At 29.3% G+C, this 22,632-nt stretch carries 15 protein-coding genes, 1 other RNA gene and 3 pseudogenes; 12 read left to right on the forward strand and 7 right to left on the reverse strand.

The window, feature by feature from the left end; genetic code table 11:
• Nucleotides 1-277 precede the first annotated feature (277 nt).
• The 6 genes and pseudogenes from CQA69_RS07885 to CQA69_RS09445 all read left to right on the forward strand — a co-directional run.
• The gene (locus CQA69_RS07885; protein ID WP_137621239.1) at nt 278-1,087 is read left to right on the forward strand and encodes a PBECR3 domain-containing polyvalent protein; all 810 of its coding nucleotides are present in this window, start codon (nt 278-280) and stop codon (nt 1,085-1,087) included.
• A 753-nt stretch (nt 1,088-1,840) separates the two neighbouring features.
• Nucleotides 1,841-5,647 (forward strand): DUF7149 domain-containing protein, encoded by a 3,807-nt coding sequence (locus CQA69_RS07890; protein WP_137621240.1) that lies wholly within the window; start codon nt 1,841-1,843, stop codon nt 5,645-5,647.
• Nucleotides 5,648-5,649: 2 nt separating this feature from the next.
• Nucleotides 5,650-6,438: a hypothetical protein gene (locus tag CQA69_RS07895; protein ID WP_137621241.1), complete on the forward strand. Its 789-nt coding sequence runs from the start codon at nt 5,650-5,652 to the stop codon at nt 6,436-6,438.
• Nucleotides 6,439-6,442: 4 nt separating this feature from the next.
• The gene (locus tag CQA69_RS07900) at nt 6,443-6,934 is read left to right on the forward strand and encodes a hypothetical protein (RefSeq protein ID WP_137621242.1); all 492 of its coding nucleotides are present in this window, start codon (nt 6,443-6,445) and stop codon (nt 6,932-6,934) included.
• Between the two features lie 102 nt (nt 6,935-7,036).
• Nucleotides 7,037-7,393 (forward strand): annotated as a pseudogene (locus tag CQA69_RS09440) (pentapeptide repeat-containing protein); the annotation flags it as partial.
• Nucleotides 7,394-8,791: 1,398 nt separating this feature from the next.
• Nucleotides 8,792-8,872, forward strand: a pseudogene (locus tag CQA69_RS09445) (hypothetical protein); the annotation flags it as partial.
• Here the strand turns inward: CQA69_RS09445 and CQA69_RS07910 are convergent.
• Nucleotides 8,869-10,068 carry a multidrug effflux MFS transporter gene (locus CQA69_RS07910; RefSeq protein WP_137621244.1) on the reverse strand — a complete coding sequence of 400 codons (1,200 nt, stop codon included), beginning with the start codon at nt 10,066-10,068 and terminating at the stop codon, nt 8,869-8,871. The pseudogene CQA69_RS09445 and the gene CQA69_RS07910 sit on opposite strands and share 4 nt — an antisense overlap.
• A 78-nt stretch (nt 10,069-10,146) precedes the next feature.
• Here CQA69_RS07910 and CQA69_RS07915 point away from each other — a divergent pair, with 78 nt between their 5' ends.
• The gene (locus CQA69_RS07915; RefSeq protein WP_137621245.1) at nt 10,147-11,490 is read left to right on the forward strand and encodes a DUF2130 domain-containing protein; all 1,344 of its coding nucleotides are present in this window, start codon (nt 10,147-10,149) and stop codon (nt 11,488-11,490) included.
• A 21-nt stretch (nt 11,491-11,511) separates the two neighbouring features.
• Here CQA69_RS07915 and CQA69_RS07920 read toward each other — a convergent pair whose 3' ends face one another.
• The 3 genes from CQA69_RS07920 to typA all read right to left on the reverse strand — a co-directional run bounded on the left by CQA69_RS07920 (nt 11,512) and on the right by typA (nt 15,108).
• On the reverse strand, nt 11,512-12,555 hold the full coding sequence (locus CQA69_RS07920; protein ID WP_137621246.1) for a c-type cytochrome: 1,044 nt from the start codon (nt 12,553-12,555) through the stop codon (nt 11,512-11,514).
• A 106-nt stretch (nt 12,556-12,661) separates the two neighbouring features.
• Nucleotides 12,662-13,300, reverse strand: coding sequence for a poly(A) polymerase (locus CQA69_RS07925; RefSeq protein WP_137621247.1), 639 nt, complete (start codon nt 13,298-13,300; stop codon nt 12,662-12,664).
• On the reverse strand, nt 13,300-15,108 hold the full coding sequence (gene typA / locus CQA69_RS07930; RefSeq protein ID WP_137621248.1) for a translational GTPase TypA: 1,809 nt from the start codon (nt 15,106-15,108) through the stop codon (nt 13,300-13,302). The genes CQA69_RS07925 and typA overlap by 1 nt, the downstream gene beginning before the upstream one ends.
• A gap of 127 nt (nt 15,109-15,235) precedes the next feature.
• Here typA and CQA69_RS07935 point away from each other — a divergent pair, with 127 nt between their 5' ends.
• The 5 genes and pseudogenes from CQA69_RS07935 to ffs all read left to right on the forward strand — a co-directional run bounded on the left by CQA69_RS07935 (nt 15,236) and on the right by ffs (nt 20,374).
• Nucleotides 15,236-15,559, forward strand: coding sequence for a hypothetical protein (locus CQA69_RS07935; protein WP_137621249.1), 324 nt, complete (start codon nt 15,236-15,238; stop codon nt 15,557-15,559).
• A gap of 14 nt (nt 15,560-15,573) precedes the next feature.
• A pseudogene (locus tag CQA69_RS07940) lies at nt 15,574-17,598 on the forward strand (flagellar hook-length control protein FliK).
• A 52-nt stretch (nt 17,599-17,650) separates the two neighbouring features.
• The gene (locus CQA69_RS07945; protein WP_137621250.1) at nt 17,651-18,553 is read left to right on the forward strand and encodes a flagellar basal body rod modification protein; all 903 of its coding nucleotides are present in this window, start codon (nt 17,651-17,653) and stop codon (nt 18,551-18,553) included.
• A gap of 11 nt (nt 18,554-18,564) precedes the next feature.
• Nucleotides 18,565-20,205: a flagellar hook protein FlgE gene (locus tag CQA69_RS07950; RefSeq protein ID WP_137621251.1), complete on the forward strand. Its 1,641-nt coding sequence runs from the start codon at nt 18,565-18,567 to the stop codon at nt 20,203-20,205.
• Nucleotides 20,206-20,276: 71 nt separating this feature from the next.
• An RNA gene (gene ffs / locus CQA69_RS07955) (signal recognition particle sRNA small type) lies at nt 20,277-20,374 on the forward strand.
• 81 nt (nt 20,375-20,455) lie between these two features.
• Here ffs and CQA69_RS07960 read toward each other — a convergent pair.
• The 3 genes from CQA69_RS07960 to CQA69_RS07970 all read right to left on the reverse strand — a co-directional run bounded on the left by CQA69_RS07960 (nt 20,456) and on the right by CQA69_RS07970 (nt 22,442).
• Nucleotides 20,456-20,740, reverse strand: a complete 285-nt coding sequence (locus CQA69_RS07960) for a hypothetical protein (protein WP_137621252.1) — start codon at nt 20,738-20,740, stop codon at nt 20,456-20,458.
• An 86-nt stretch (nt 20,741-20,826) separates the two neighbouring features.
• Nucleotides 20,827-21,843: a tRNA 2-thiouridine(34) synthase MnmA gene (gene mnmA, locus CQA69_RS07965; protein WP_137621253.1), complete on the reverse strand. Its 1,017-nt coding sequence runs from the start codon at nt 21,841-21,843 to the stop codon at nt 20,827-20,829.
• Nucleotides 21,843-22,442, reverse strand: a complete 600-nt coding sequence (locus CQA69_RS07970) for an LOG family protein (protein ID WP_137621254.1) — start codon at nt 22,440-22,442, stop codon at nt 21,843-21,845. The genes mnmA and CQA69_RS07970 overlap by 1 nt, the downstream gene beginning before the upstream one ends.
• Nucleotides 22,443-22,632 lie beyond the last annotated feature (190 nt).

Below are 22,632 nucleotides of genomic sequence, written 5' to 3' on the forward strand. Positions count from 1 at the left end.
GATACTACGCCTTACTGGCAGGGGGAAAGTAGCTCATTGCGGACTTGTTAATTTATTCTACTTCTTAATCTTCTTAGAGTATTTAATCTTTTATTTTTTTTAATAATTTATTTCGTGTATGACTATATTTATTTTATAATGTTAAATCTTTGGGTTAGTGTTATTATTTATGTTTGAGTTTATTAGTTTTTAGTTTAGTCCTTGAGAGATAAGGTTAATTTTTTAGAGTAATTCTCAAACAAAATAATATAAGAAATAAATTTAAGAATCTGAAGTAGTGTATTATAATAATGCGAGAACCTTACCGACATCTAGGGCATCTTCAGAGACAAAGCAAGTGCCGTTCTCTGACAAATATTCTACCCAAGCTAAACCTAAAAAAAGCTTAATGGATAATTTAAAAGAGAATGTTAAGGCTAAAAAAATAAAGAAAAAGAATAAGAAAAGCGTGAAGCAAAAGTTAGATGAGAAAATAAATATGAATGATAAAATCATGGAAAAATATTACGAAAAAATAATAAAAAATGCTACAATATCGCTTTTAAATCAAGGTAATAAAGTGGATATAGAAAAGCTAATATTGACATTAGAAACACATCAAGAACGTGGTAAAAATGCACTAGTTATAGGTAGAAACAATTTTAATAAAGAATTGTTAGAATGGTTGCACACTAATAACAAAATAATCAATATTGAAAAAATAGATGAAAATTTAGCTTTAAAAATGGGATTTAAATATCCAAAAGATACTAAAAGGAGTATTGATAGTAGTGCGATTAAACATATTTTAAAAAGACATGGAGAAAATAGCAAACTTGCAAAAAATAGTTCTATGCCGATAGTTAATATTGAAGATATAAGTAAATATCTAGATTATATTGACAATGCAAATGAACAAATTATCACAACAGATAGAAACAATAATAAAGTTTTAGTGAGCTTTAAACAAATTAATGGACACTTTATTGTTGTGGAACAAATGAGAAATAAAAATAATTCTTTGTCTCTAAAAACAATGTTTAAAGAACAAGGGGACTATAAAAATTCTAAAGCTTATAAAGAAAGTATAAAAAATAAATCCACCTAAGTCAAACGCTATTCATCGGTTATAAGCCGAGTGCTAATTCTTTTCTTAGGTGGCAAAGCAAAGCTTTAGTAAAAAATTTTGTTTTCTTACTAAAACTTTGCATTTGTTAGATTTTAATAAAAAAAACCTAAAATAAAAATAAAGTAGCAAGTTTTAATAAATACCATATAGAAAAATTAATTGCAATCACTAGCCAAAAAAAGTATAAATAAGTGAAAAGTTTATATACATCTTTCACAATTACAAAGGGCGAGATTCTGCCCTTAAACTCTTAATTAAAATTCTAACAAGCAAAACTAAAAACAAAATTAATGGTTTTACTTAATTTTAATTCTTGAAATTTTTTACAAAAAATCTAATTTTGTTTCAAAATCACCTAGTTTTGAAACAATTATTTTTAATAAAATTCTCCAAAACTAAACTAAGGAGAATTTTAAAATGGCATTACCTTCATTTGGTTATACACCATCAGAAAATATTAAATTTTATTATAAAGAAATTCAAAAAGAAACTAAAATATAAATAAAGTATTTAAGATATTTTCAACAAAAAAGAATTTAGAAAGATTTTTGTATTAAAAATTTAGAGGTAGAGTCGCCATACTCTACACAGCTCGTATTGTCAAAAGAGGTAGAGCCAACGGCGATTGGTGTAAATGCACATTCTCTAAATCATTCTCAATTTTAGCGATGATTAAATTAAACTTAAGAAAAAGATTTTTTGCTAAAATTATAAAAACCAAAAGGAAAAACGATGCGTTTTAAACTTGAGAGTCTGAAAGATTTCGCTAAAAAATATCACATTAAACCTCCGACTAAAGATATAATTGAGAATTTTAAAAATCAAATCAAAGATTTTTTAAAACAAGCATTAAAGCAAAACCAAGAGGAATTTCAAAAAAACGAAATTTCCAAGTTCTTAAAAAATGTATATAACTATGAAACAAACACAAAAGATAGAATCGATCTCGCCATTTATCAAGAAGATATAGTTAATGTCATTTTCGAGGTAAAATCCACCACAAACAAAAAAGAATTTCCATCAAGCGAAAATCTACTTTCCAAAGCCTTTTATGAAAGCATACTTTATTTTTTAAGAGAAAGAAAAAGCAAAAGAAATAATTTTATCAAACATATCATTCTTTGCAATGCTAAAGAATTTTTTATCATCGATGCAAAAGAATACGAAAGACTATTTTACAATAACAAAGAAATCAACAAACATTTTAAAAATTGCGACAAGCAAGAAGGTACAAGCACAAAAACAGAAGTATTTTTTGAAAAAATTGCAAATTATTTATTAGATTTTGATCAAGAGCTTTTCTATACCTATTTTACACTAGATGAAAATTTAAACGATAAAGATTTATCACAAATTTATCAGATTTTATCCCCGCAGGTTTTGTTGCGTCAAAAGCAAAATTATGATGCCAACACCTTAAATTCAAATTTTTACAAAGAACTGCTTTATATTTTAGGTTTGCACGAAAACGATAAGAAAAATATCATTTTATCCGACACTCCAAACACCCTAAGCGATGCTATAAAACAAGCCTACAAAGATATAAGTTTTGATGATATTTTTGCACTTTTGATCACTTGGAATAATAGAATTTTGTTTTTAAGGTTGTTTGAGTCTATGCTTTTATCCTTTGAGCATATAAAAAAGCCGTTTTTATCCAGTGAAAAAATTCCAAATTTTCTTAGATTGTCAGAACTTTTCTTCGAGGTTTTGGCTAAAAAAGAAGATCAAAGAAATACTCAAGAATTCGACTTTATACCTTATATGAATTCATCTTTGTTTGATAAAAATACACAAGAAATGCAAGGCAAAGACATAAGATCTTTAGACTCTAAACCACTTGAAATTTATGCCAATTCTATACTTAAAAAAGATAAAGATTATGAAAATTTAAAGTCCTTGCCGCTTTTGGAATATCTTTTTGCATTTTTGAGAACTTATGATTTTACCACTACAAGTAAGGATATACAAAACAATCAAAAAATAAACCACGACAAGCTTATAAATTCAAGTGTTTTAGGAAATGTTTTTGAAAAACTCAACGGCTACAAAGAAGGAAGTTTTTATACGCCAAGTTTTATCACTTCTTATATGTGTGAAGAGAGTATAAAAAGGGTTGTTTTGGATCGTTTTAACGCACATTATGGCTTTAAAGCTTTAGACATAGAGGAGTTAAGAAAAGAGTTAAGAGCGGATCGAATTTCTAAAGAAGATCAAATCGCACTTTTAAATTCCATAAAAATTTGCGATCCAGCTGTAGGAAGCGGGCATTTTCTAGTTTCGGCTTTAAATGTTATGGTGAAGATTTATGAACAGCTGAATTTATTTGAGAGTGAATTTTACTTAAAGATAGAAAATGATGAGATTTTAATCCAAAATAGTGCCAATGAGTATATATCTTACAAGTGTCCGATCAGAGAAGATGATAAAACTCATTTGATACAAAAAGAGCTTTTTGAGTGTAAAAAAGACATTATAGAAAATTGCCTTTTTGGAGTCGATATCAATCCAAATTCTTGTGAGATAACCAAACTTAGGCTTTGGATAGAGCTTTTAAAATATAGCTACTATATCTTTAAAGAGAGCAAAAACACTCACACCCTTCAAACCCTACCCAACATCGACATAAACATAAAATGTGGAAATTCTTTGATCAGCAAAATTCCTATCAATGAGCCTTTACACCTTCAAACTCAAGAGGAAATAAGACTATACAAAAAGCTTGAAGATGAGTATTATAACGGCTTATATATGGACAAAAAAGAACATCTTGGTAAAATTCATAAAATCAAAACAAATTTCATAAATTCTTATATACGTGAAAAATACAAAAAAGAGATCAATGAACTTCATAAAAATTGCGAAAAATACGCTAAAAATTACGAAGAATTTGGACTAGAGGATTTGCCTTTAGATTATGATTATATAAAGACTTATATCAAAAATATTTTATTAATGAGTATGAATTTTAATCCCTTAGAAAATATCGATCAAGCCAAGGCAAAAGAAGCACTCGAGTCTTTAAAAGAAAGTTATGATGAAATTTTTGGCGGTTTTGAGTGGCGTGTAGAATTTTCTAAAATTTTATATTCTAGTTTAAGCAAGGAAGAAATCACACAAAACAATCTTTCAAAACAACAAGGAAATTTTAAAAATTTACATAAAGACAAAGAAGGAAATTTTCAAGGCTTTGATCTCATCATCGGCAATCCACCTTATATCAGACAAGAAGAGATAAAAGAACTTAAACCCCATTTAGCAAAAAATTATAAGGTTTATAAAGGCACGAGCGATATTTATACGTATTTTTACGAGCTAGGTTTTAACGTGCTTAAAGAAAATGGTGTCCTATCTTTCATCACATCTAACAAATACACTCGTGCAGGATACGGCGAGGCTTTGCGTGAATTTTTACTCAAAAATACTCAAATTTGCGAATACATCGATCTAAACGGAGTCAAAGTTTTTGATAGTGCTACAGTGGATACAAGCATACTGAGTTTTAAAAAGCTAAAGCCTAAAGATTCTTATTTCAAATACCTTGCCTTAGATAATGAAAATTTAAAAGCTTGTCAATTTCATATCGCTTTAAATACAAATTTCAAAGAACTTCCGCAAAAATCCTTAAGTAAAGAAAGCTTTACTTTTAGCGATGAAAACATCAGTGCCCTAAAGGCTAAGATAGAGCGTATAGGCACTCCACTTAAGGATTGGTATGGGCTTAATATAAATTATGGTATCAAAACCGGTTACAATGAAGCTTTTATCATCACCACTGAAAAAAGAAATGAGATTTTAGCAAATTGCAAAGACGAAGACGAAAAAGAACGCACCGCCAAACTCATACGCAAAATGCTACGCGGACGCGATATAAAAAGGTATGCTTATGAATGGGCAGGACTTTGGATAATAGCTTTTGAATTTGGAAGTTATAAAATTTTAGAAAAAGATTATCCAGCTATATATAATCATTTGAAAAAATATAAAGAAAAATTACAAGCTAGAGGACAATGCACCAATAAACCTAAAACACAGCAAAAACCATATTTAGGGCAGCATCATTGGCTTGAATTGGATAATAATCCAACAAAAGAATATTTATTGCAATTTGAAAAAGAAAAGATTGTTTATAGTGAAATAGTAAGGGAGCCTCAATTTTATTTAGATACAAAATTAAATTTTTATGCAGAAGCTACAAGTTTTATCTTAACAGGGGAAAACCTAAAATATTTAATTGCTTTTTTAAATAATGAATTTGTAGCTTATATTTTCAAGGAGTTTTATGCGGGTGGAAATTTGGGAGAAAATGGCTTTAGATATAAGAAAGCATTTTTAGAAAAACTTCCTATACCAAAGATAAATTCTAAAAATCAAAAAACAGCTGATGAATTAGTAAGCCTAGTCGATGAGATTTTAAAAGCAAAAGAACAAGACAAAAACGCAGATACCAAAATTCAAGAAGACAAAATAAACACTTTAGTTTATAAACTCTACAATCTCACCGAAGACGAGATAAACATAATAAAAAATAAGGAGTGAAAATGAAATTTGCAGAATGTAATTTATTAGTAAATGAGCAAACGGTTAATAATTTTAATATTTTTCACAATATTTGCGAGGATCAATTTTCATATGAGAATACAGAGTATATTATTAATTGTGAAATTATTAATCAAAATATTTTTTGGATATATGCTAGATTTGGAAAAATAAATCCGTATTCTAATGAAATTTTTGATATAGAAACTAAAAAATCTGGAAAAAATCCAAAACAAAAGAAACAGGTGGAATTAAACAAGCAACTTTTTTGCATTTATGATTTACGCAATCTTGTTTTATATATGTCAGATTTTCGCAAACAAAATTTTTTATCTTTTTATTTAAAAGAAAAATTCGGACAGAATTTTTTAATAAAAAAATATTTTATCAAGCCCGAAGAATTCATAGAAACTATCACTTCTATTGAAAAAATTTCTTTTACATTTAAGAAAAATATTTTTACATCAGATATTTTTAATATGGTAGAAGATGAATTAGGGTATGGAGCAACAGAATGTTTTTCATTAGAAACAAAAATAAGCAAAAAAAGTATTTTTGATAGTGTTAAGAGTTTAAATTTTTTATTAAAAGCGCAAAAAATGAAAGATAATCATCAAATAGAAAAAATGAAATGTATAGGTAAAAATGATGACGGTATAGAAAGCATTTTTAATCTTGATAGTTATTTAAAAAAAATCGAGTTCAATTTAGAATTAGATGAAAATGGAATTTATGATGTGCAAAAAGTTAAAGATATGGTTTTAAGAAAAATTAACTTTAATCAAGGATAAAATTATGCTAGGTAACATTTATGATGAGGATAAAATAAAAATATCTATTTCTTTTATCTTAATTATTGTTTTGGTTTCTATGAGTATTTTTTATTTAAATTTTGAATATAGCAAAATAGAAAAACTTATAGAAAATTTTATTAGCAATGCAATTACTTTTGTTTCAATATGTTTTGGTTTTTATCTAACCACTCTTTCGATTCTTTTTTCATCAAGATACATTAAATTATTAAACAATGAAGACTCAAAAAAGAAAACTCAAAGACAAATTCATACTTTAAAAGAATATTTTAGATTGGCTATATATTGTGCTTTAATTACTATTGTTTTTTGTTTTTTAATTTTAATAACACTGAAGTTAGAAAATAAAAACATAACATTTATTCTTTTTTCCTTTTTTTTGGGATTTTTTGCTGAGAATTTTATTTTTATTTTTTTATTACTCAAGGTTTTTTTAAATGCTCTTGTTATTCAAGCAAAAAATGATAAAGAATAATTCAAATATGTTTATTTTAAAACACGATTTTAAAAAAATTCCATAGCGCCTAGCTAAAAACAAATGAAAGTCAAGGAAATGCGATCAAATATAGGAGATTAAATGGATAGTGGAAAATTTATTGAGAAATTAGAAGATTATGGCATTTTGGCTAGAGAGGGTTGCGAATTTAACCTACCAGAAGAAGCTAAGATAGAAATATCTGATGCTACTATAGAAAGCATAGATTTTGACGTTTTGCAAGAAAAAGGTATAAAAGAGCTTACCATAGCGTTTAGTAAAATTTTAAACATAAAATTTTCAAATCAAAATGATCTAAGAATTTATTTTTTAAAATGTAATTTTTTAGAACAAGTTTTTGCTTTAGAATGTAATTTTGAAAAAGAAGTTGAATTTGTCGGTTGTAATTTTGAAAAAGAAGTTTATTTTAGCGGAGCAAAATTTCAAGATAAAGCGAGTTTTAAAGAAGCAAAATTTCAAGATAAAGCGAGTTTTTTTAAAACTAAATTTTTAGCCAAACAAGAAGATAATAAAACAATAGAAAATAATTTTAGAAGAACAAATTTTGAAAAAGAAGTTTATTTTAGCGAAGCAGAATTTCAAGCTAGAGTAAATTTTAGTATTTCAAGATTTAAAGGTGAAGCTAGATTTCTAAAAACTAAATTTTTAGCCAAACAAGAAGATAATAAGATAATAGAAAATAATTTTAGAGAAGCAATTTTTGAAAATAAAGTTGATTTTAGCGAAGCAGAATTTCAAGCTAGAGTAAATTTTAGTATTTCAAGATTTAAAGGTGAAGCTAGATTTCTAAAAACTAAATTTTTAGCCAAACAAGAAGATAATAAGATAATAGAAAATAATTTTAGAGAAGCAATTTTTGAAAATAAAGTTTCTTTTGGCGGAGCAATATTCCAAGCTAGGGTAAATTTTTATCTTTCAAAATTTAAGGATGAGGTTAGATTTATAGATACAGTTTTTAAAGATAATGATTTTATCTTTAAAGATGTAGAATTTTATCATGCTGAATTTATTTCTAGTGAAAAAGAAGATATAGAATCCGATCAGGAACAAAACTATCATTTTAAAAATGTAATTTTTAAAGATGTTACAAGTTTTGAAAACTTAAATATCAGTGAGTTAAATTTTGAAAATGTGATATTTAATAATATAGTCGTTTTTAAAGATGTTAATTTCGTTTTAAATGATAAATCAAAAATCAATAAACCAAATTTTATAAATTGCACATTTTCTAATCAATTTAATATAGAACACAAATACATACAATATGATTTTGATGAAATCAAAGCTAAAATAAATTCAGATACCGAAAAAAACTATAAGAATTTGTTAAACTATAGGGATTTATTTAGAAAATTAAAGAGTAATCGCATAGCCCATCATAATCAAATCGATGCTTCAGAATTAAGAACACAAGAGCTTTATGCTAGAGAATTGGAACTAAAGTATAAAAAAGACAAAAGTTTGAAAGAAAAAATCGAGCGATGGCAGCTTATATTTTATAAGAATCTTTGCGATCATCATACGGACTTGATTCTAAATTTAAAATGGTTGATTATAGTTATAGGTTTATTTGCCCCGTTATATTTTATTTTACAAGTAATTCAAAATTTTGATATATTTCTTGCTTTAAATAAATATGGATTAATATTAAGCTTAACAGGTTTTATTTTAATAACAATTGTATATTATTTTCAAGATATTAAAAAATTTGATTTTTTTGCATGTGTTGCTTCGATTTTGGTTTTAAATGTGATTTGTTATAAGCCAAAATTAATTTTTGGTATAGCAAATCTTATCGGAGATAATACTCATAACGGTTTTGAAAATTTTTTGTTCACAGTTTATACTATAATTATAGGTTTAGTTGTCTTTTCACTCCAAAAAACCGCACGTAAAAATTCCATAGTGCCTAGCTAAATTTTAGGTTTAGCTAGGAAATACACCCCATTAGCGATCAAAACACAAAGAAACATAACAAAAGCAAGGACTATAGGTGTGTTAGCATCTATAGCACCAACGATAAAAGATATAATACCCGCAAAGCCAAATTGCATAGTTCCAAGTATAGCTGAAGCCGTTCCGCTATTTTCTTTAAATCTTGCCATAGCCAAAGTTACGGTATTTGGTGCGATAAAACCAAACATAGCTATACTTGTTAAAAGACTAAATTCAAAAAGAAAGAGATTTGGATACAAACTGGCATTTACAAGTAAAACAATCGTCGATATAAGCATGATCACTAAAGCCTTAGAAAGTATCTTTTTGCTTTCAAATTTTAAAACTAATTTCGCATTGATATTTGCACAAAGGACAAAACTTAAAGCATTGGCTCCAAAAATCAGTGCAAATTTTTGCTCACTGATGCTAAAAAATTGTGTAAAAACAAAACTAGATCCAGTGATATAAGCAAACATTGCAGCGAGTGCAAAAGATACGCAGATAACGCAGGTTAAAAATGCTTTATCGCTAAGGACAATTTTGTATTTTTTAAAAGCTTCATAAGGACATAATTGTTTTTTATCGGTGATTTTTGGTGCGGATTCTTTAAGTCCAAAAAGTATCATCAAAAAAAGTAAAATTCCAAGAGCAAATAGAGTAGCAAAAATACTATGCCAAGAAAAATACTCTAGTAAAAATCCGCCAAAAGTAGGTGAAAGCATAGGTGCAAGAGAACTAAAAATCATCATCAAGGCAAAAATTCCTGTCGCTTCTTTGATCTCAAACAAGTCATTGATGATCGCTCTTGCGATCACGACTCCAGCACACCCTCCAAGAGCCTCGAAAAATCTTAAAGCGATAAAAGCATAAATATTGTCAATGATCACGCAAAAAAAGCTAGAGAGTATGAAAAACAAAATTCCTATTAAAGCAGGAATTTTTCGCCCAAAAACATCGCTTAAAGGCCCATATATAAGCTGCCCTAAGGCAAAAGCGATGAAAAAACTCGCAAGGCTTAATTGGGTTAAAAAAGAACTCGTTTGAAAGCTTTGTTGCACGTGAGAAAGCGCAGGCAAATACATATCCGTAGAAAGTGGCGCTATGCTTGACATCAAAGCAAGGATGATAATAAGTTTTAATTTTTTAAAGCCGTGAATTTGTGTTTGTTTTTGCATAAATTCCCTTTTTAAAAAGTAAAAAGCTATAATTTAATATAATTTTTATAAAAAATCCATTTAACAAAAGGAAAGAATTTGCAAAATTTTCAAAATGAAAAAATAAAATGTCCAAATTGCGGAAATTTTATCGATATTAGCTTGGCTTTATACACTCAAATTTTAGACAAAGCTAAACTAGATATGCAAAAACAAAAGCAAGAATTTGAAAAAGAAGTCAATGAAAAAAGGGCGGAGTATTCTAAAATTTTATCCGAGCTAAAAGCACAAAAGGCAGAACAAGAAAAACTCATCAGTGAGCAAGTTAGCCAAAAGCTTGACATCGAAAAACAAAAAATCGAACAAGAAGCACTTTTGCAAAAGCAAATTTTTCAAAAAGAATTTATCGAAAAATTTAGCAAAGAACATGAAAATGAAAAGAAAATCATGCAAGAAGAGCTTGATAAAAAAAGCAAAGAATTAAGCGAACTTTTGACTTTAAAAGCTGAAAATGAAAGACTAAAAAGAGAACAAAAAGAAAATGAAGAAAGATTAAAATTGCAAATCAAAGAAGAGGTGTTTAGGGAATTTAAAGAGCAAGAAAGAAAGAATTTAGAACTAGAAAAAGAAAAAATTCGTCTTGAATTTCAAAGCAAAAATGAAGAGCAAGACATAAAATTTAAAGAACTTGAGATCAAATTTAAAAGTGTTACTCAAGAACTTGATGCGGCAAAACGTAAAGTCGAGCAAGGCTCACAGCAACTCCAAGGCGAAGCGGCGGAACTACTTATAGAAGAATATATCCAAAATGAATATTTTAGTGATGAGGTTAAAGAAGTGCCAAAGGGTGTTAATGGGGCGGATTGTTTGCATATCGTTAAGGACGCCTTTGGAAATACTTGCGGCAAGATTTTATACGAGAGCAAACGCACCAAAGAATTCAATAAAGAATGGCTAGATAAATTAAAACTAGACAGCATAGCTGCAAAAAGCGATATTGCGGTTTTGATCACAAAAACCATGCCTAAAGATAAAGAAAAAACGCATTTCAAAGAAGGAATTTTAATCTGCACTTTTGCCGAATTTAAAGGCGTTTTAGCTGTGCTTAGAGAAAGTATAATCAACGCTTATAAATTAAAAAATGCCTTGCAAAATAAAGATGAAAAAAATCATATTTTATACGAGTATCTAAATTCTAAGGAATTTAACACTCAAATCACTTTCATACTCAAAACCTATCAAACCATGAGAGAAGAGCTTGAAGCTGAAAAAAGAGCCTTGCAAAATATATGGAAAAAAAGAGAAAGAGCTATTGAGAATTTAAGTTTTAATTCCACGGCTATAGTGAGTTCATTAAATGCGATATTTAGTGATTTAAAAGGTGAAAATTTAATCGGTGAAGAAGGGATAAAAAGACTTGAAAATTTAGCAAAAGAAGATTGATTTGGGAGAGCCCCAAATCAATTATTCTCCTGGAAAATAGTTTGGATTTTTCCAAGGTCCGTATTTGACTTTGATGTATTCTTTAGGATCTAAATTTTGTTGCGGTGAAGCAAAATACTCAGGCTTTAAAGATGGGGATTTGCTATAGGCGGTATCAAGTCCTGCGCGGTTTTCTGTTGTAACGATCGGCATTCTTACAAAGCCTGTATTAACATAAGCTGCGATATCTAAAGCATCTTCATCACTTAAGATCGGATTGTCAGCACTTGCTCCAAAAGGCATAGCGGATTTTAAAAATCTTGCTAAAAATGGAATCATAGCCATATGTCCGCCATCGGGATAGATAAGCAATGAAGGATATAAATGTCCCGTGCCTTTTTCATAGTTTGCATTTTTTACCCCTAGTCCTCTTTCTCCATGACAAGCGACACAATTTTCTTCAAAAAGTTTTTTACCACGAACTGGATCAGCAGGACGATTTGGGAATTTCATTTCAGCAAAGAATTCGCCTTGCAATTTAACTCCGTCTTTGATACCATAAGCACTTTTTAACCATTTAAGATAAGCTACGATTGCTTTCATTTCTTTAGAATTATCAGGAAGTTTATGAGAATCAGTTCCTCCCATACCACGAATTCTATCCTCTAAGGAAATGATTTTCATAGTTTCTATGTCTAATCTTGGATAATTATTGATCGCATTTAAAAATGGAATCACATATTTTTTTGTCCCTGGTAAGCCATTACCATCATTATCCATGTGACAAGAGATACAATTAACTTCATTGCTTGTTTTTTTGAGTTTGCTATAAGGCCCTAAGGTGCTTTCTGTTTTGCTTAAAAGCTTGATACCATAACGGATCAAATCACCTTGTTTGCCTTTTGGCACGTCATTGATGCTTAAATTTTTATTTGGCCATTCTTGTTCAGGTCTTTTTGAAAGTTCTTCAAAATAAGCAACACCTTCTTTGTCGTTTAGTTCTTCGCCTACTTTATAATCGCTTACATTTTTTGCATTTAGGCTTAAACCTAAACAAAGGCCTAACAATAAAACATGTTTTTTCATGAGTTTTCTCCTTAGTTTTGGTTATTTTATTCCATTTTATCACATTAAAACTTAAATGTTAAGTTTAAGTATTTAATATTACAGAATTTTGTATAGATTATATCGGCTAAAGAAATTTATTTTTGATGGAATTTAAATTTTTTTCTAAAATTTCAAAATTGTCATTTAAATTTTTATTTAAGTCAATAAAAAAGGGATTTGTTAGAGTTGCTATAAGAAAATAATTATTTTTAGAAAAAATATAATCTAAGCTAAATTCTTTATTTTGAAGTTTTTTATAAATGGATTTTTCATCATCAAAATTTTTATTTGAATTTAAAGAGTGTAATAAGATCCCGCAAAAAAAATCTTTGTTTTCATTGATAAATTGCACATCATAGATTTTAAATTCCTTAAAATCAAAGCAATTTTGACTTTTAAAGTCTTTTAAATTTTGAACAAATTCCAAATTTAAAAAATCTTTTTGGCTTAAGCCCTCCTTTTTAAATTTAGCTCCGTAGCGTTTAAGAAAAAGATTAAGAGCGTTAATTTGTAATTCTTTTTTAGCAAGAATAATTTTTTTAGAAGTGAAACGAAAGAAAAAAATACCTACAAACACAGCTAAAATAAGAGATATCACCGCATCTCTTATAAAAACAAAAGCTAAAAATAATACGATCAAAGACTCAAAAACGCTTAAAATTTTTAAAATTTTTAAGCGTTTAAGTATGAGAATTCTTTGATTTTCTAAGCTTTTTAAATCCATTAGGATTTTGCTTTTTCCATTCTTTTTCTTTGAGTTGGATCAAGATAGCGTTTGCGAACGCGAACATTTTGTGGAGTAACTTCTACGAGTTCATCTTCTTCTATCCACTCTAAAGCCCTTTCAAGACTTAATTTTCTAGGCGGAACAAGTTTTATAGCGTCATCGCTTCCACTGGCTCTAACATTGGTTAGATTTTTACCTTTGATAGGATTAACATCTAAGTCATTTGGACGAGAATGCTCACCTATAATCATACCTATATAAACTTTAGTTTGCGGATCGATAAAGAGCACTCCTCTATCTTGGAGATTAAATAAAGAATATCCCAAAGCCACACCATTTTCCATAGAAATCAAAGCACCATTGTTACGTTTTTCAACTGCACCACTAAAAGGACGGAATTCTAAAAAGCTATGATTCATCACGCCTTCACCTTTAGTGTCGGTTAAAAATTGAGATCTAAAGCCTATAAGTCCACGAGCTGGAATTTCAAATTCAAGTCTTGTTTGTCCATCTCCTGTTGGTGCCATTGTTTTCATTTCAGCTTTTCTTTTACCTAGTTTTTCTATCACGGTGCCGCTAAATTCATCTGGAACATCAATTACTAAATGTTCAAAAGGTTCGGTTTTGACTCCATCTTCTACTTTTACAATAACCTCTGGTCTTCCCATGCAAAACTCAAAGCCTTCTCTACGCATATTTTCAGCTAAAATAGTGATTTGAAGTTCTCCCCTACCGCTGACTTTAAATTTACCCTCGCCTGTGCTTTCATATTTCATCGCGATATTAGTTTTCATTTCGGCTTCTAGGCGTTCTGCGATCTTATTTGAAGTAACGTGTTTGCCTTCTGTTCCTGCCAATGGTCCATCATTAACTGAAAAAACAATGCTTAGTGTAGGCTCTTCTATATGGAGTGGATCAAGTGGCATAGGATTATTTGGATCTACAACACTATCTCCCACATCTAAGGCTTCAAAACCTGCAATAGCAACTATATCTCCACTTCCAGCTTCTTCGATATCCATTTTTTCTAAACCCATAAAACCTATAAGTTTAGAAATTCTACCATTAACTTTTGTTCCATCAGCCTTTGCAAGCATTACATTTTGGTTTTTTTTCACCACGCCGTTAAAAATTCTAGCAATTCCTATTTTACCTACGAAATTATCATATCCAAGGGTAAAAACTTGAAGTTGTAAAGGGTTATCATTTGTGCCACTTGGTGCAGGAACTCTTTCTAAGATCGTTTTAAAAAGAGGCTCCATATTGTCACTTTCATCATTAAGATCTAATTTAGCATAGCCATTTTTAGCCGCTGCATAAACGATAGGAAAATCAAGTTGTTCATCGTTTGCATCAAGTGCCACAAAAAGATCAAAAATTTCATTGATTACTCTTTCAGGATCGGCTGCTGGTTTGTCGATTTTATTGATCACGACTATAGGTTTAAGCCCTAAAGATAAAGCTTTTTTTACCACAAATTTGGTTTGTGGCATAACGCCTTCTTGGGCATCGACTAAAAGTAAAACCCCATCAATCATTTTTAAAACACGTTCTACTTCTCCACCGAAATCGGCGTGACCTGGAGTGTCTATAATATTAATTTTTGTTCCCTTGTAATTTATAGCAGTATTTTTTGAAAGTATAGTAATTCCTCTTTCTTTTTCTATATCATTACTATCCATTACACGTTCTGAAATTTGTTCTCTTTCACTAAAAGTCCCTGATTGCTTAAGCAATTCATCTACCATTGTTGTTTTGCCATGATCAACGTGAGCTATAACGGCAATATTTCTGATATTTTCCAATAAGATTCTCCATTATTAAATTCAAAGCTAAGATTATATAAAAATTTTGCTTAATTTTATAAAAATAAAAAGTTGGAACACTTCTTGCTTTATCTTGGTAAATATCATTTTTAAAAAGGAAGTTAAAATGTCAAAACCATTAAATGAAGAGTTCTTTATAGAATTAAATACGGATTTAGTTGATAGAAAAAATGAAGTTTTACTTCAAGTTTTAGATCTTTTAGAAGTTTTAAAAGCAAACAAAGATGAAAAAATGGCAAGAATTTCAAGCGAACTTACAGAAATTCTAGAGAGTGAAGAGAATCTTGAAAAAATTATGCAAGCAAAAAATTTAGATGAGCTTTTGGAAATTCTTATTCTTTTAAATGACAATAAAATGATTAAAATTTATGAAAACTCATACTTAGAAGAAAAATTTCCTAACTTAGCGGCGGATAAATTTTTAAAATAATCTAAGGAAAAATTATGTCAAATGTAACTCCACAAAATGATGTCTTAAGTCTTGCTCCGAGTAAAACTTCATCAAGCGATTCTTTTAGCAAAACGACAAAAACGAGTCATAAAGCTAAAGAATCAAATACCAATGACAAAAATTCGACTCAAGGCACACAAGATCAAGAGAATGATAGAGAGAATTTTTTAAATTCTTTACTTAACTCAATCGATGAGACGAATGAATTTTTACCTGATCATATGAAGATCAGTGAAAAAGAAGTGGTAAATGAAGCGATCAATAAACTTCAAAAGGGTTCATTTGATGATAGTGATAAAATCAGTATTTTTGAATCAGCGTCTTTTATGCAAATTCTTTCATTGCTTGACAAATTAAAAACAGATACCGCAGATATTAAACTCGCAAATCTTTCTAGCCAGTTAAGCCAGCTTGTAAAAACTGAAGCTAATTTTAATGCTTTAAAGGGTGCTTCTAATTTAAATGAGCTTTTAGATATTGCTAAAGATTTAGGTTTAAATGTAAAAAATATCAAAGTGGATCGTTTGCTTGATCTAAAAGCTACTTTTCCAAATCTTGATAAGGCGGATTTTTTTAAGGGTGTTGTGGATAATGTTTTTAAAGAAATCATTAACAATAAAATCGCCCACGTGAGTAAAAATTTAAATCAAAATTTGCAAAAAAATAATTCGCATAATGTCAAAAAAGAAGATCATTCTTTGCTTTCCCAAACTTTGAAAAATTTAGATTCAATTATCAATACTAAAGAGAGTAAGCATGAAAAACTTAAAATTAAAGATAGTGATAAAAAAGAGCTTGGTACCGAAAATTTAAATATCAAAGATAAAAAAATTCAAATCGAAGATAATGTAAAAGATTCTAAAAATTTAAATATAGAACAAGATAATATTAAAGATGTTTTACAAAATTTAGATGAAAATGTAAATCATAAAACTGAAAAAAAACAAGATAATATGAAAAAAGATGATTCTAAAAATTTAAATATAGAACAAGATAATATTAAAGATGTTTTACAAAATTAAGATGAAAATGTAAATCATAAAACTGAAAAAAAACAAGATAATATGAAAAAAGATGATTCTAAAAATTTAAATATAGAACAAGATAATATTAAAGATGTTTTACAAAATTTAGATGAAAATGAAAATCATAAAACTGAAAAAAAACAAGATAATATTAAAGATTCTAATAATTTAAATGAGTTAGAATCTCAAAATAAACAAATACAAGAAAATACAAAGGAACAAATTAAAGATATAAAAAATGAAAATATGGCTTTAGATAGAAATTCAAACAAAGAGATTCTTAAAGATTCTCAAAATTTAAGCTCTAATTTAACTACCAAAGATATTACTTTAAAAGATGATAAATCAAGTAAAGATATAAAGCTAAATTTAAATGAGCAAAAAATAAATTTTGAAAATTTAAATAAAACTCAAGTGGTTCAAAATAAAGATAATACGCATTTTAGCAATTCTAGTAAGGATAGCTTTAAAGAAATTTTCAATTCAGAGCAAAATAAAAATCATAGCGATGATACAAACAATAAAGTAGGTATAGAAGATTTAAATTCCTTGGTTAAAGATTTAAGCAAAGTTAGCCAAAATAATACAAAAAATATTACTCCAAAAGAAACTCTGCAACATTTTTCAGCAGATCTTAAAGAAGCGGTAGAACACTATAAAGCACCGATTACAAAGCTTAGTATCACACTCAATCCAAATAATTTGGGCGAAGTTGAGGTTACTTTGGTGCAAAGAGGAAGCAATCTTCATATAAATTTTAATTCCAATACTAATGCTATGAATTTATTTATTCAGCATCAATCTGAATTTAAAAATTCTCTTGTAAATATGGGATTTACTGGACTTGAAATGAATTTTAGCGATCAAGGAAAAAGAGAGCAAAATCAAAATAAAGGCAAAAATCGTAATGGTTATGGTTTTAAAGATACTCTAGAAACCAAGAATGAAAATTCAAATATCAATTTAGAGCTAGTTTTGGCAAAATATTTTTAAAGTTGGAACACTTTTTGCTTTAAATTAAAAAATACTTAAAAAGGATTTTATCATGGCAATATCAGCAAATAACTGGACATATAATAATAGTAGTTCTACAAATAATTCAAATTCTACTTCAACAAAAACTGATAGTTCGAGTTCTACAAGTAGCAGTAATAGTTCCGGCATAGTTAGCAACCCAAATGCAACTCTTGATAAGGATGCATTTTTAAAACTTCTTTTGATCGAATTGCAACACCAAGATCCGACAGATCCTATGGATAGTGATAAAATGCTTACACAAACTTCTCAACTCAGCGCTCTTGAGATGCAACAAAATACAAATACAACGATGCAAAAAATGGTTGAGACTATGGAAAAGCTTTCAAATTCCTTTTCAACAGCTCTTAGTACTTCTGCTATAGGAGCTATTGGCAAAATGGGAACCGTTGAAGAAAACACGGTTAAACTTACAGGTTCTGATGAGGTTATAGCTTTAAAGATGTATTTGCCTGAAGATTCCGATGATAAGGGTCTAACGCTTGAAATATACGATAAAGATAATAAATTAGTCTATTCTGAAAAGAGTAGTGAAGGAAAAGAAGTTTCAAAAGGATTATTTACCCTAGAGTGGCCAGGTAGAAATAATGATGGCGTTTATGCTGGAGATGGTAACTATACTGTTAAGGTAGTGTATAATAACAAAAATGGAGAAAAAGTAACTGCAAGTTATGGATCGTATCCTATTGAAGGAATTATTTTTAAAGAGGGTGTAGCTTATGCTAAGATGGCTGGTAAAGAAGTTCCTTTTGATCAGATAAAAGAAATTACTGAATATAAAAGTTCAAGCAGTTCTACTGTGCAAAATCCATCTAGTGATGAAGATTCTTCAGATTCTGAAGGTAGTACATCTAGTGATAAAGATTCTTCAGATTCTGAAGATAATGCATCTGATGATACTAGTAATGCTTAGGAGTTTTAGCCATGATGAATGCATTTTATAATGGAATTTCTGGGGTTAAAACCAATAGTTTTGGTATAGATATCACCGCTAACAATATAGCCAATGTCAATACAACAGGTTTTAAATACTCTGATGCCCAATTTAAAGATATATTTTATACTACAATAACTAGTCAATCAACCAATCCAGCTCAAGGTGGATATGGTGGTGGTGCAGCATCTTCTCAGGTAGTGTTTGAGCAGGGTTCTGTTACAGAAACAGGTGGAGAATTTGATGTTGCTTTGCAAGGTAAAGGTTTTTTTGGTGTTTTAGGTGCTGATGGAAATGCTTATTATACAAGAAATGGAACCTTTAGAAGAGATGCTAATGGATATTTGGTAGATTCTTATGGAAATTTTATTTTAGGGACAATGAATCCTGCTTTTGGTGGAATCACTTATAGTGATAGAGTTGCAGATTTGATGGGAGATTATCTTCATACAGGAAGTCCTGTAAATAGTGGTTTTACGGTAAATTCGGACAGTGGTTTCGATATAGGAACTACTACAAATCAACAACCTATACAAGTTCCAACTAACATGTACTTAAATCCAGAACCGACTAAAAATGTTAAATGGAGTGGTAATTTAAGCACTAACACTACTACAGAAGTTGTAAAAGTTGATCTAGATCCAAATAAATTTAAGGTTGCAAAAACAGAAGATGGAAAGTATATAGTAAGTGGTAGTGTAAATAAAGAAGATGTTTTGAGTGCTAAAGCAGGAGATAAAATTATTTTAAATTTTTCAGATGATAATGGCGTTAGAACAAGTTTTGAAGCAACTTTAGATGAAAATTTAAATTTTGAAAGCAAAGAGCTAGATTTAAAAGGTTTAGATCCAGATAGTGTAAAATTAAGTTCTGTGCAAATTTCAACAGAACAGCAAAAAGCAAATAAAGATATCTTAGAATCTCCAATTTACAATGCAGATGGAAGTAAAAGCGTTTTAAGATTAACTTTAGAAAGAGTTTTTCCTGAAGGAGGCGGAGATAATATCACCTATAAAGCTACGGCGCAAATTTATGATTCTAGCGGAAAGCCTGTAGGAGGCTCAACAGAAGGGAATATAGTGTTTGATAAAAATGGAGCTTTGTTGCAAAACAATATCACTAGTGTAGCAAATCCTAATGGTGGTAATATCAGTATAGATTTAGGAACTCCTTATGATCCTAGTAAACCAGGTTCAGGGTATAGTGGAATTTATGTGCAACAAGGAAAAGAGAAAAATGTTCTTACTCAACAAGATGGTTTAGCCGAAGGTTTTTTTCAACAATACCAAATTACAGACGATGGTAGTGTAGTAGCACAATTTAGCAATGGAAAAAATGCCATTGTAGGAAAGCTTGCGCTTTATAATTTTATCAATGAGCAAGGTTTAGCCGCTATGGGAGATAATATTTTTGCAGCTACTGCAAATAGCGGGGATGCAAGTTTTATTATGAAAGATGGAAAAGTAGTCAATACCGCTAAATTTAAAGGTGGTTATTTGGAACAATCCAACGTTGATCTTAGTGTAGAATTATCAAATCTTATTGTAACCCAAAAAGCTTTTGATGCGAGCTCTAAGAGTATTACAACAAGTGATCAGATGATACAAAAAGCAATTAATATGAAAAAATAAAATTGCAATTTAGACTTTAATTAAAAATATCAAGGGTTTTTAAGGCTATTATGATAGAATTCTTTCGCCTTTTCTTAGACCTGTGCAATGCTATTTTAAAGCACCGCTTCAGGGTGGGAACACAGCAGAGCACTTGATTATAGCGTGTGCCGCAGTTATCTGGGAAAGGGTTTTTTAAATTTCTCGCTCAAAAAATTTTTGAAATATAATTTAGAGTTTTTATAAGCCTAATTATTAAGGCTTATATTAGTTAATTATCAGAATCTGTATCACTTGAAAGATTTGCAACAACTTGTTTAGCATTAGAGCATTCCATAAATTCTATGCTAGGTATTTTTCCAGAAATTATTTCTTGCTGTTCTTTGTCTAATGCATCCTGTTTTGCTGCACATTCTTTGACTTTGGCTTTAGCTTCTTCAATATTTTTACTATAATACTCTATACTTTTAGAATTTTTTACAACATCTTCTACGTTGCTACCACCACAACCGATTAGAAAAAATAAAGCGACTGATCCTAAAATTATTTTTTTCATAATACTCCTTTTATAAAAAATAAAACAGAGATTATAATAATTTTTTCTTAATATTATATAAAGCGGACTTGTAATATTTTTGCGAATCATTCTATAAAACCGCTTGCTATAACTTTATCCCCATCGTAAAATACAGCCATTTGTCCACTTGCTATACCATAAACGCTTTCCTTGAGTGTGATTTTTGCACTATTGTCTTCAAAAATTTTAACTTCACAAGGCGTGGATTTGGATCTGTAGCGAATTTTTACCTCACAATTTAGATTTTTTGCTTCTATAAATAAATTTATATTTTTTAATTCAAATTCATCGATTTTTAATTCTTCTTTTTTGCCCACGACAATTTGATTTTTTTGAGGATTGATTTTTAAAACAAAATGAGGCTCATGCGCTCCTTTGACTTCAAAACCTCGTCTTTTTCCTATAGTATAGTGCATATAACCTTCATGTTTGCCTACAATTTTTCCACTACTGTCTAGCACTTCACCAGGAATTTTTGTATCCATAAATTGATCTAAAACTTGGACATAAGTATTTTCTACAAAGCAAATTTCAGAACTTTCTTTTTGGGTAGCAAAAGATTTTAAAACTTCAATTGAAGAAGCAAAAGCTTTAACATCTTCTTTTTTCATTTCTCCTAATGGAAAGATAAGATATTTTAAGGCTTCTTTATCAGCACTTGCTAAAAAATAACTTTGATCCTTGCTTTCATCAACTGCTGTGCGAATGAGTCCGTTTTCAAGCCTTGCGTAATGTCCTGTGGCTAATTTTTCACAACCTAAACTTTTTGCAAATTCAAGAAGTTTTCCAAGTTTAATAAAACGATTACATAAAGCACAAGGATTTGGAGTTTTACCTTCTTTATAGGTATTGACAAAAGGCATATAAACCTTGTCTTTAAAATCTTCTTGCAAATCTAAAATATGATAAGGAATTTGTAAAAAATTAGCTACCTTTTCTACTTTTTTGATATTTTCTTCGTGGTAATTAGGTTTGCCATGAAGTTTCATATAGCAACCTATGATTTCATGTCCTGCATTTTTTAATTTATAAGCTGTGACTGTGCTATCCACTCCCCCGCTCATTGCGACTAGAATTTTCATTAAAGTTCCTTTAAAATGTTAATTATAAAATCTAAGTCGTCAGTGATTTTATACTTTAACTCATCTCCTTGTGAAATCACTCCTTGTTTGAGTAAAGAATTTCTGACAAACTCATCAAAACCTCGCCAAAATTCAATCCCAAACAGAAAAATAGGAACATTTTTTTTAAATTCAAGTTGCTTAAGCGTAAGAACTTCACAAAGTTCATCAAGTGTTCCAAAGCCGCCTGGGAAAATCACAAAAGCGAGACTCTTTTCAATAAGAGCCATTTTGCGTATGGCTAAGCTCTCAAAAGTAATGCTGTATTCTATAAAATCATTTAATCTTTGCTCATGAGGCAAAAGTATGTTAAAACCTACAGATTTTATAGAATTTGCATCGGCACTAAAAGCACCTTCATTAGCTGCTTGCATAATGCCACCACCACCACCACTGATCACACAAAAATCATTTTCAGCGCATTTTTTTGCAAGAATTTTTGCTTGTTGGTAGTAAAAATCATCTTTCTTTAATCTTGCAGATCCAAAGAAAGTTATGGTTTTTTTTAAGTCTGGTATATTAACAAATTTTTCTAAATCTTGGCTTATTTTTTGATTCATTTTATAACCTTTAAAAAATAAAATTCATTCTAGCTAAAAATTCAATAAAAAGTGCTTTATTGACTCAAAGTGATATAAAATTTATAAATCAAAACCTAAACCCTAGTTTGTCCTATAAGATTATTAAGTCTATCCATTATAGAACCAACATAAGAATTGATACTTTCACTACTTGCTTTCCAACCGTTAG

The sequence above is a fragment of the Campylobacter estrildidarum genome (assembly GCF_005406205.1).
Lineage (GTDB): Bacteria > Campylobacterota > Campylobacteria > Campylobacterales > Campylobacteraceae > Campylobacter_D > Campylobacter_D estrildidarum.

Excerpts from the sequence above, each read along its gene's own strand:
- CQA69_RS07890 (WP_137621240.1), top strand. The coding sequence starts at position 1,841 with ATGCGTTTTAAACTTGAGAGTCTGAAAGATTTCGCTAAAAAATATCAC.
- CQA69_RS07895 (WP_137621241.1), top strand. The coding sequence starts at position 5,650 with ATGAAATTTGCAGAATGTAATTTATTAGTAAATGAGCAAACGGTTAAT.
- CQA69_RS07900 (WP_137621242.1), top strand. The coding sequence starts at position 6,443 with ATGCTAGGTAACATTTATGATGAGGATAAAATAAAAATATCTATTTCT.
- CQA69_RS07910 (WP_137621244.1), bottom strand. The coding sequence starts at position 10,068 with ATGCAAAAACAAACACAAATTCACGGCTTTAAAAAATTAAAACTTATT.
- CQA69_RS07920 (WP_137621246.1), bottom strand. The coding sequence starts at position 12,555 with ATGAAAAAACATGTTTTATTGTTAGGCCTTTGTTTAGGTTTAAGCCTA.
- CQA69_RS07925 (WP_137621247.1), bottom strand. The coding sequence starts at position 13,300 with ATGGATTTAAAAAGCTTAGAAAATCAAAGAATTCTCATACTTAAACGC.
- CQA69_RS07935 (WP_137621249.1), top strand. The coding sequence starts at position 15,236 with ATGTCAAAACCATTAAATGAAGAGTTCTTTATAGAATTAAATACGGAT.
- CQA69_RS07945 (WP_137621250.1), top strand. The coding sequence starts at position 17,651 with ATGGCAATATCAGCAAATAACTGGACATATAATAATAGTAGTTCTACA.
- CQA69_RS07950 (WP_137621251.1), top strand. The coding sequence starts at position 18,565 with ATGATGAATGCATTTTATAATGGAATTTCTGGGGTTAAAACCAATAGT.
- CQA69_RS07960 (WP_137621252.1), bottom strand. The coding sequence starts at position 20,740 with ATGAAAAAAATAATTTTAGGATCAGTCGCTTTATTTTTTCTAATCGGT.
- mnmA (WP_137621253.1), bottom strand. The coding sequence starts at position 21,843 with ATGAAAATTCTAGTCGCAATGAGCGGGGGAGTGGATAGCACAGTCACA.
- CQA69_RS07970 (WP_137621254.1), bottom strand. The coding sequence starts at position 22,442 with ATGAATCAAAAAATAAGCCAAGATTTAGAAAAATTTGTTAATATACCA.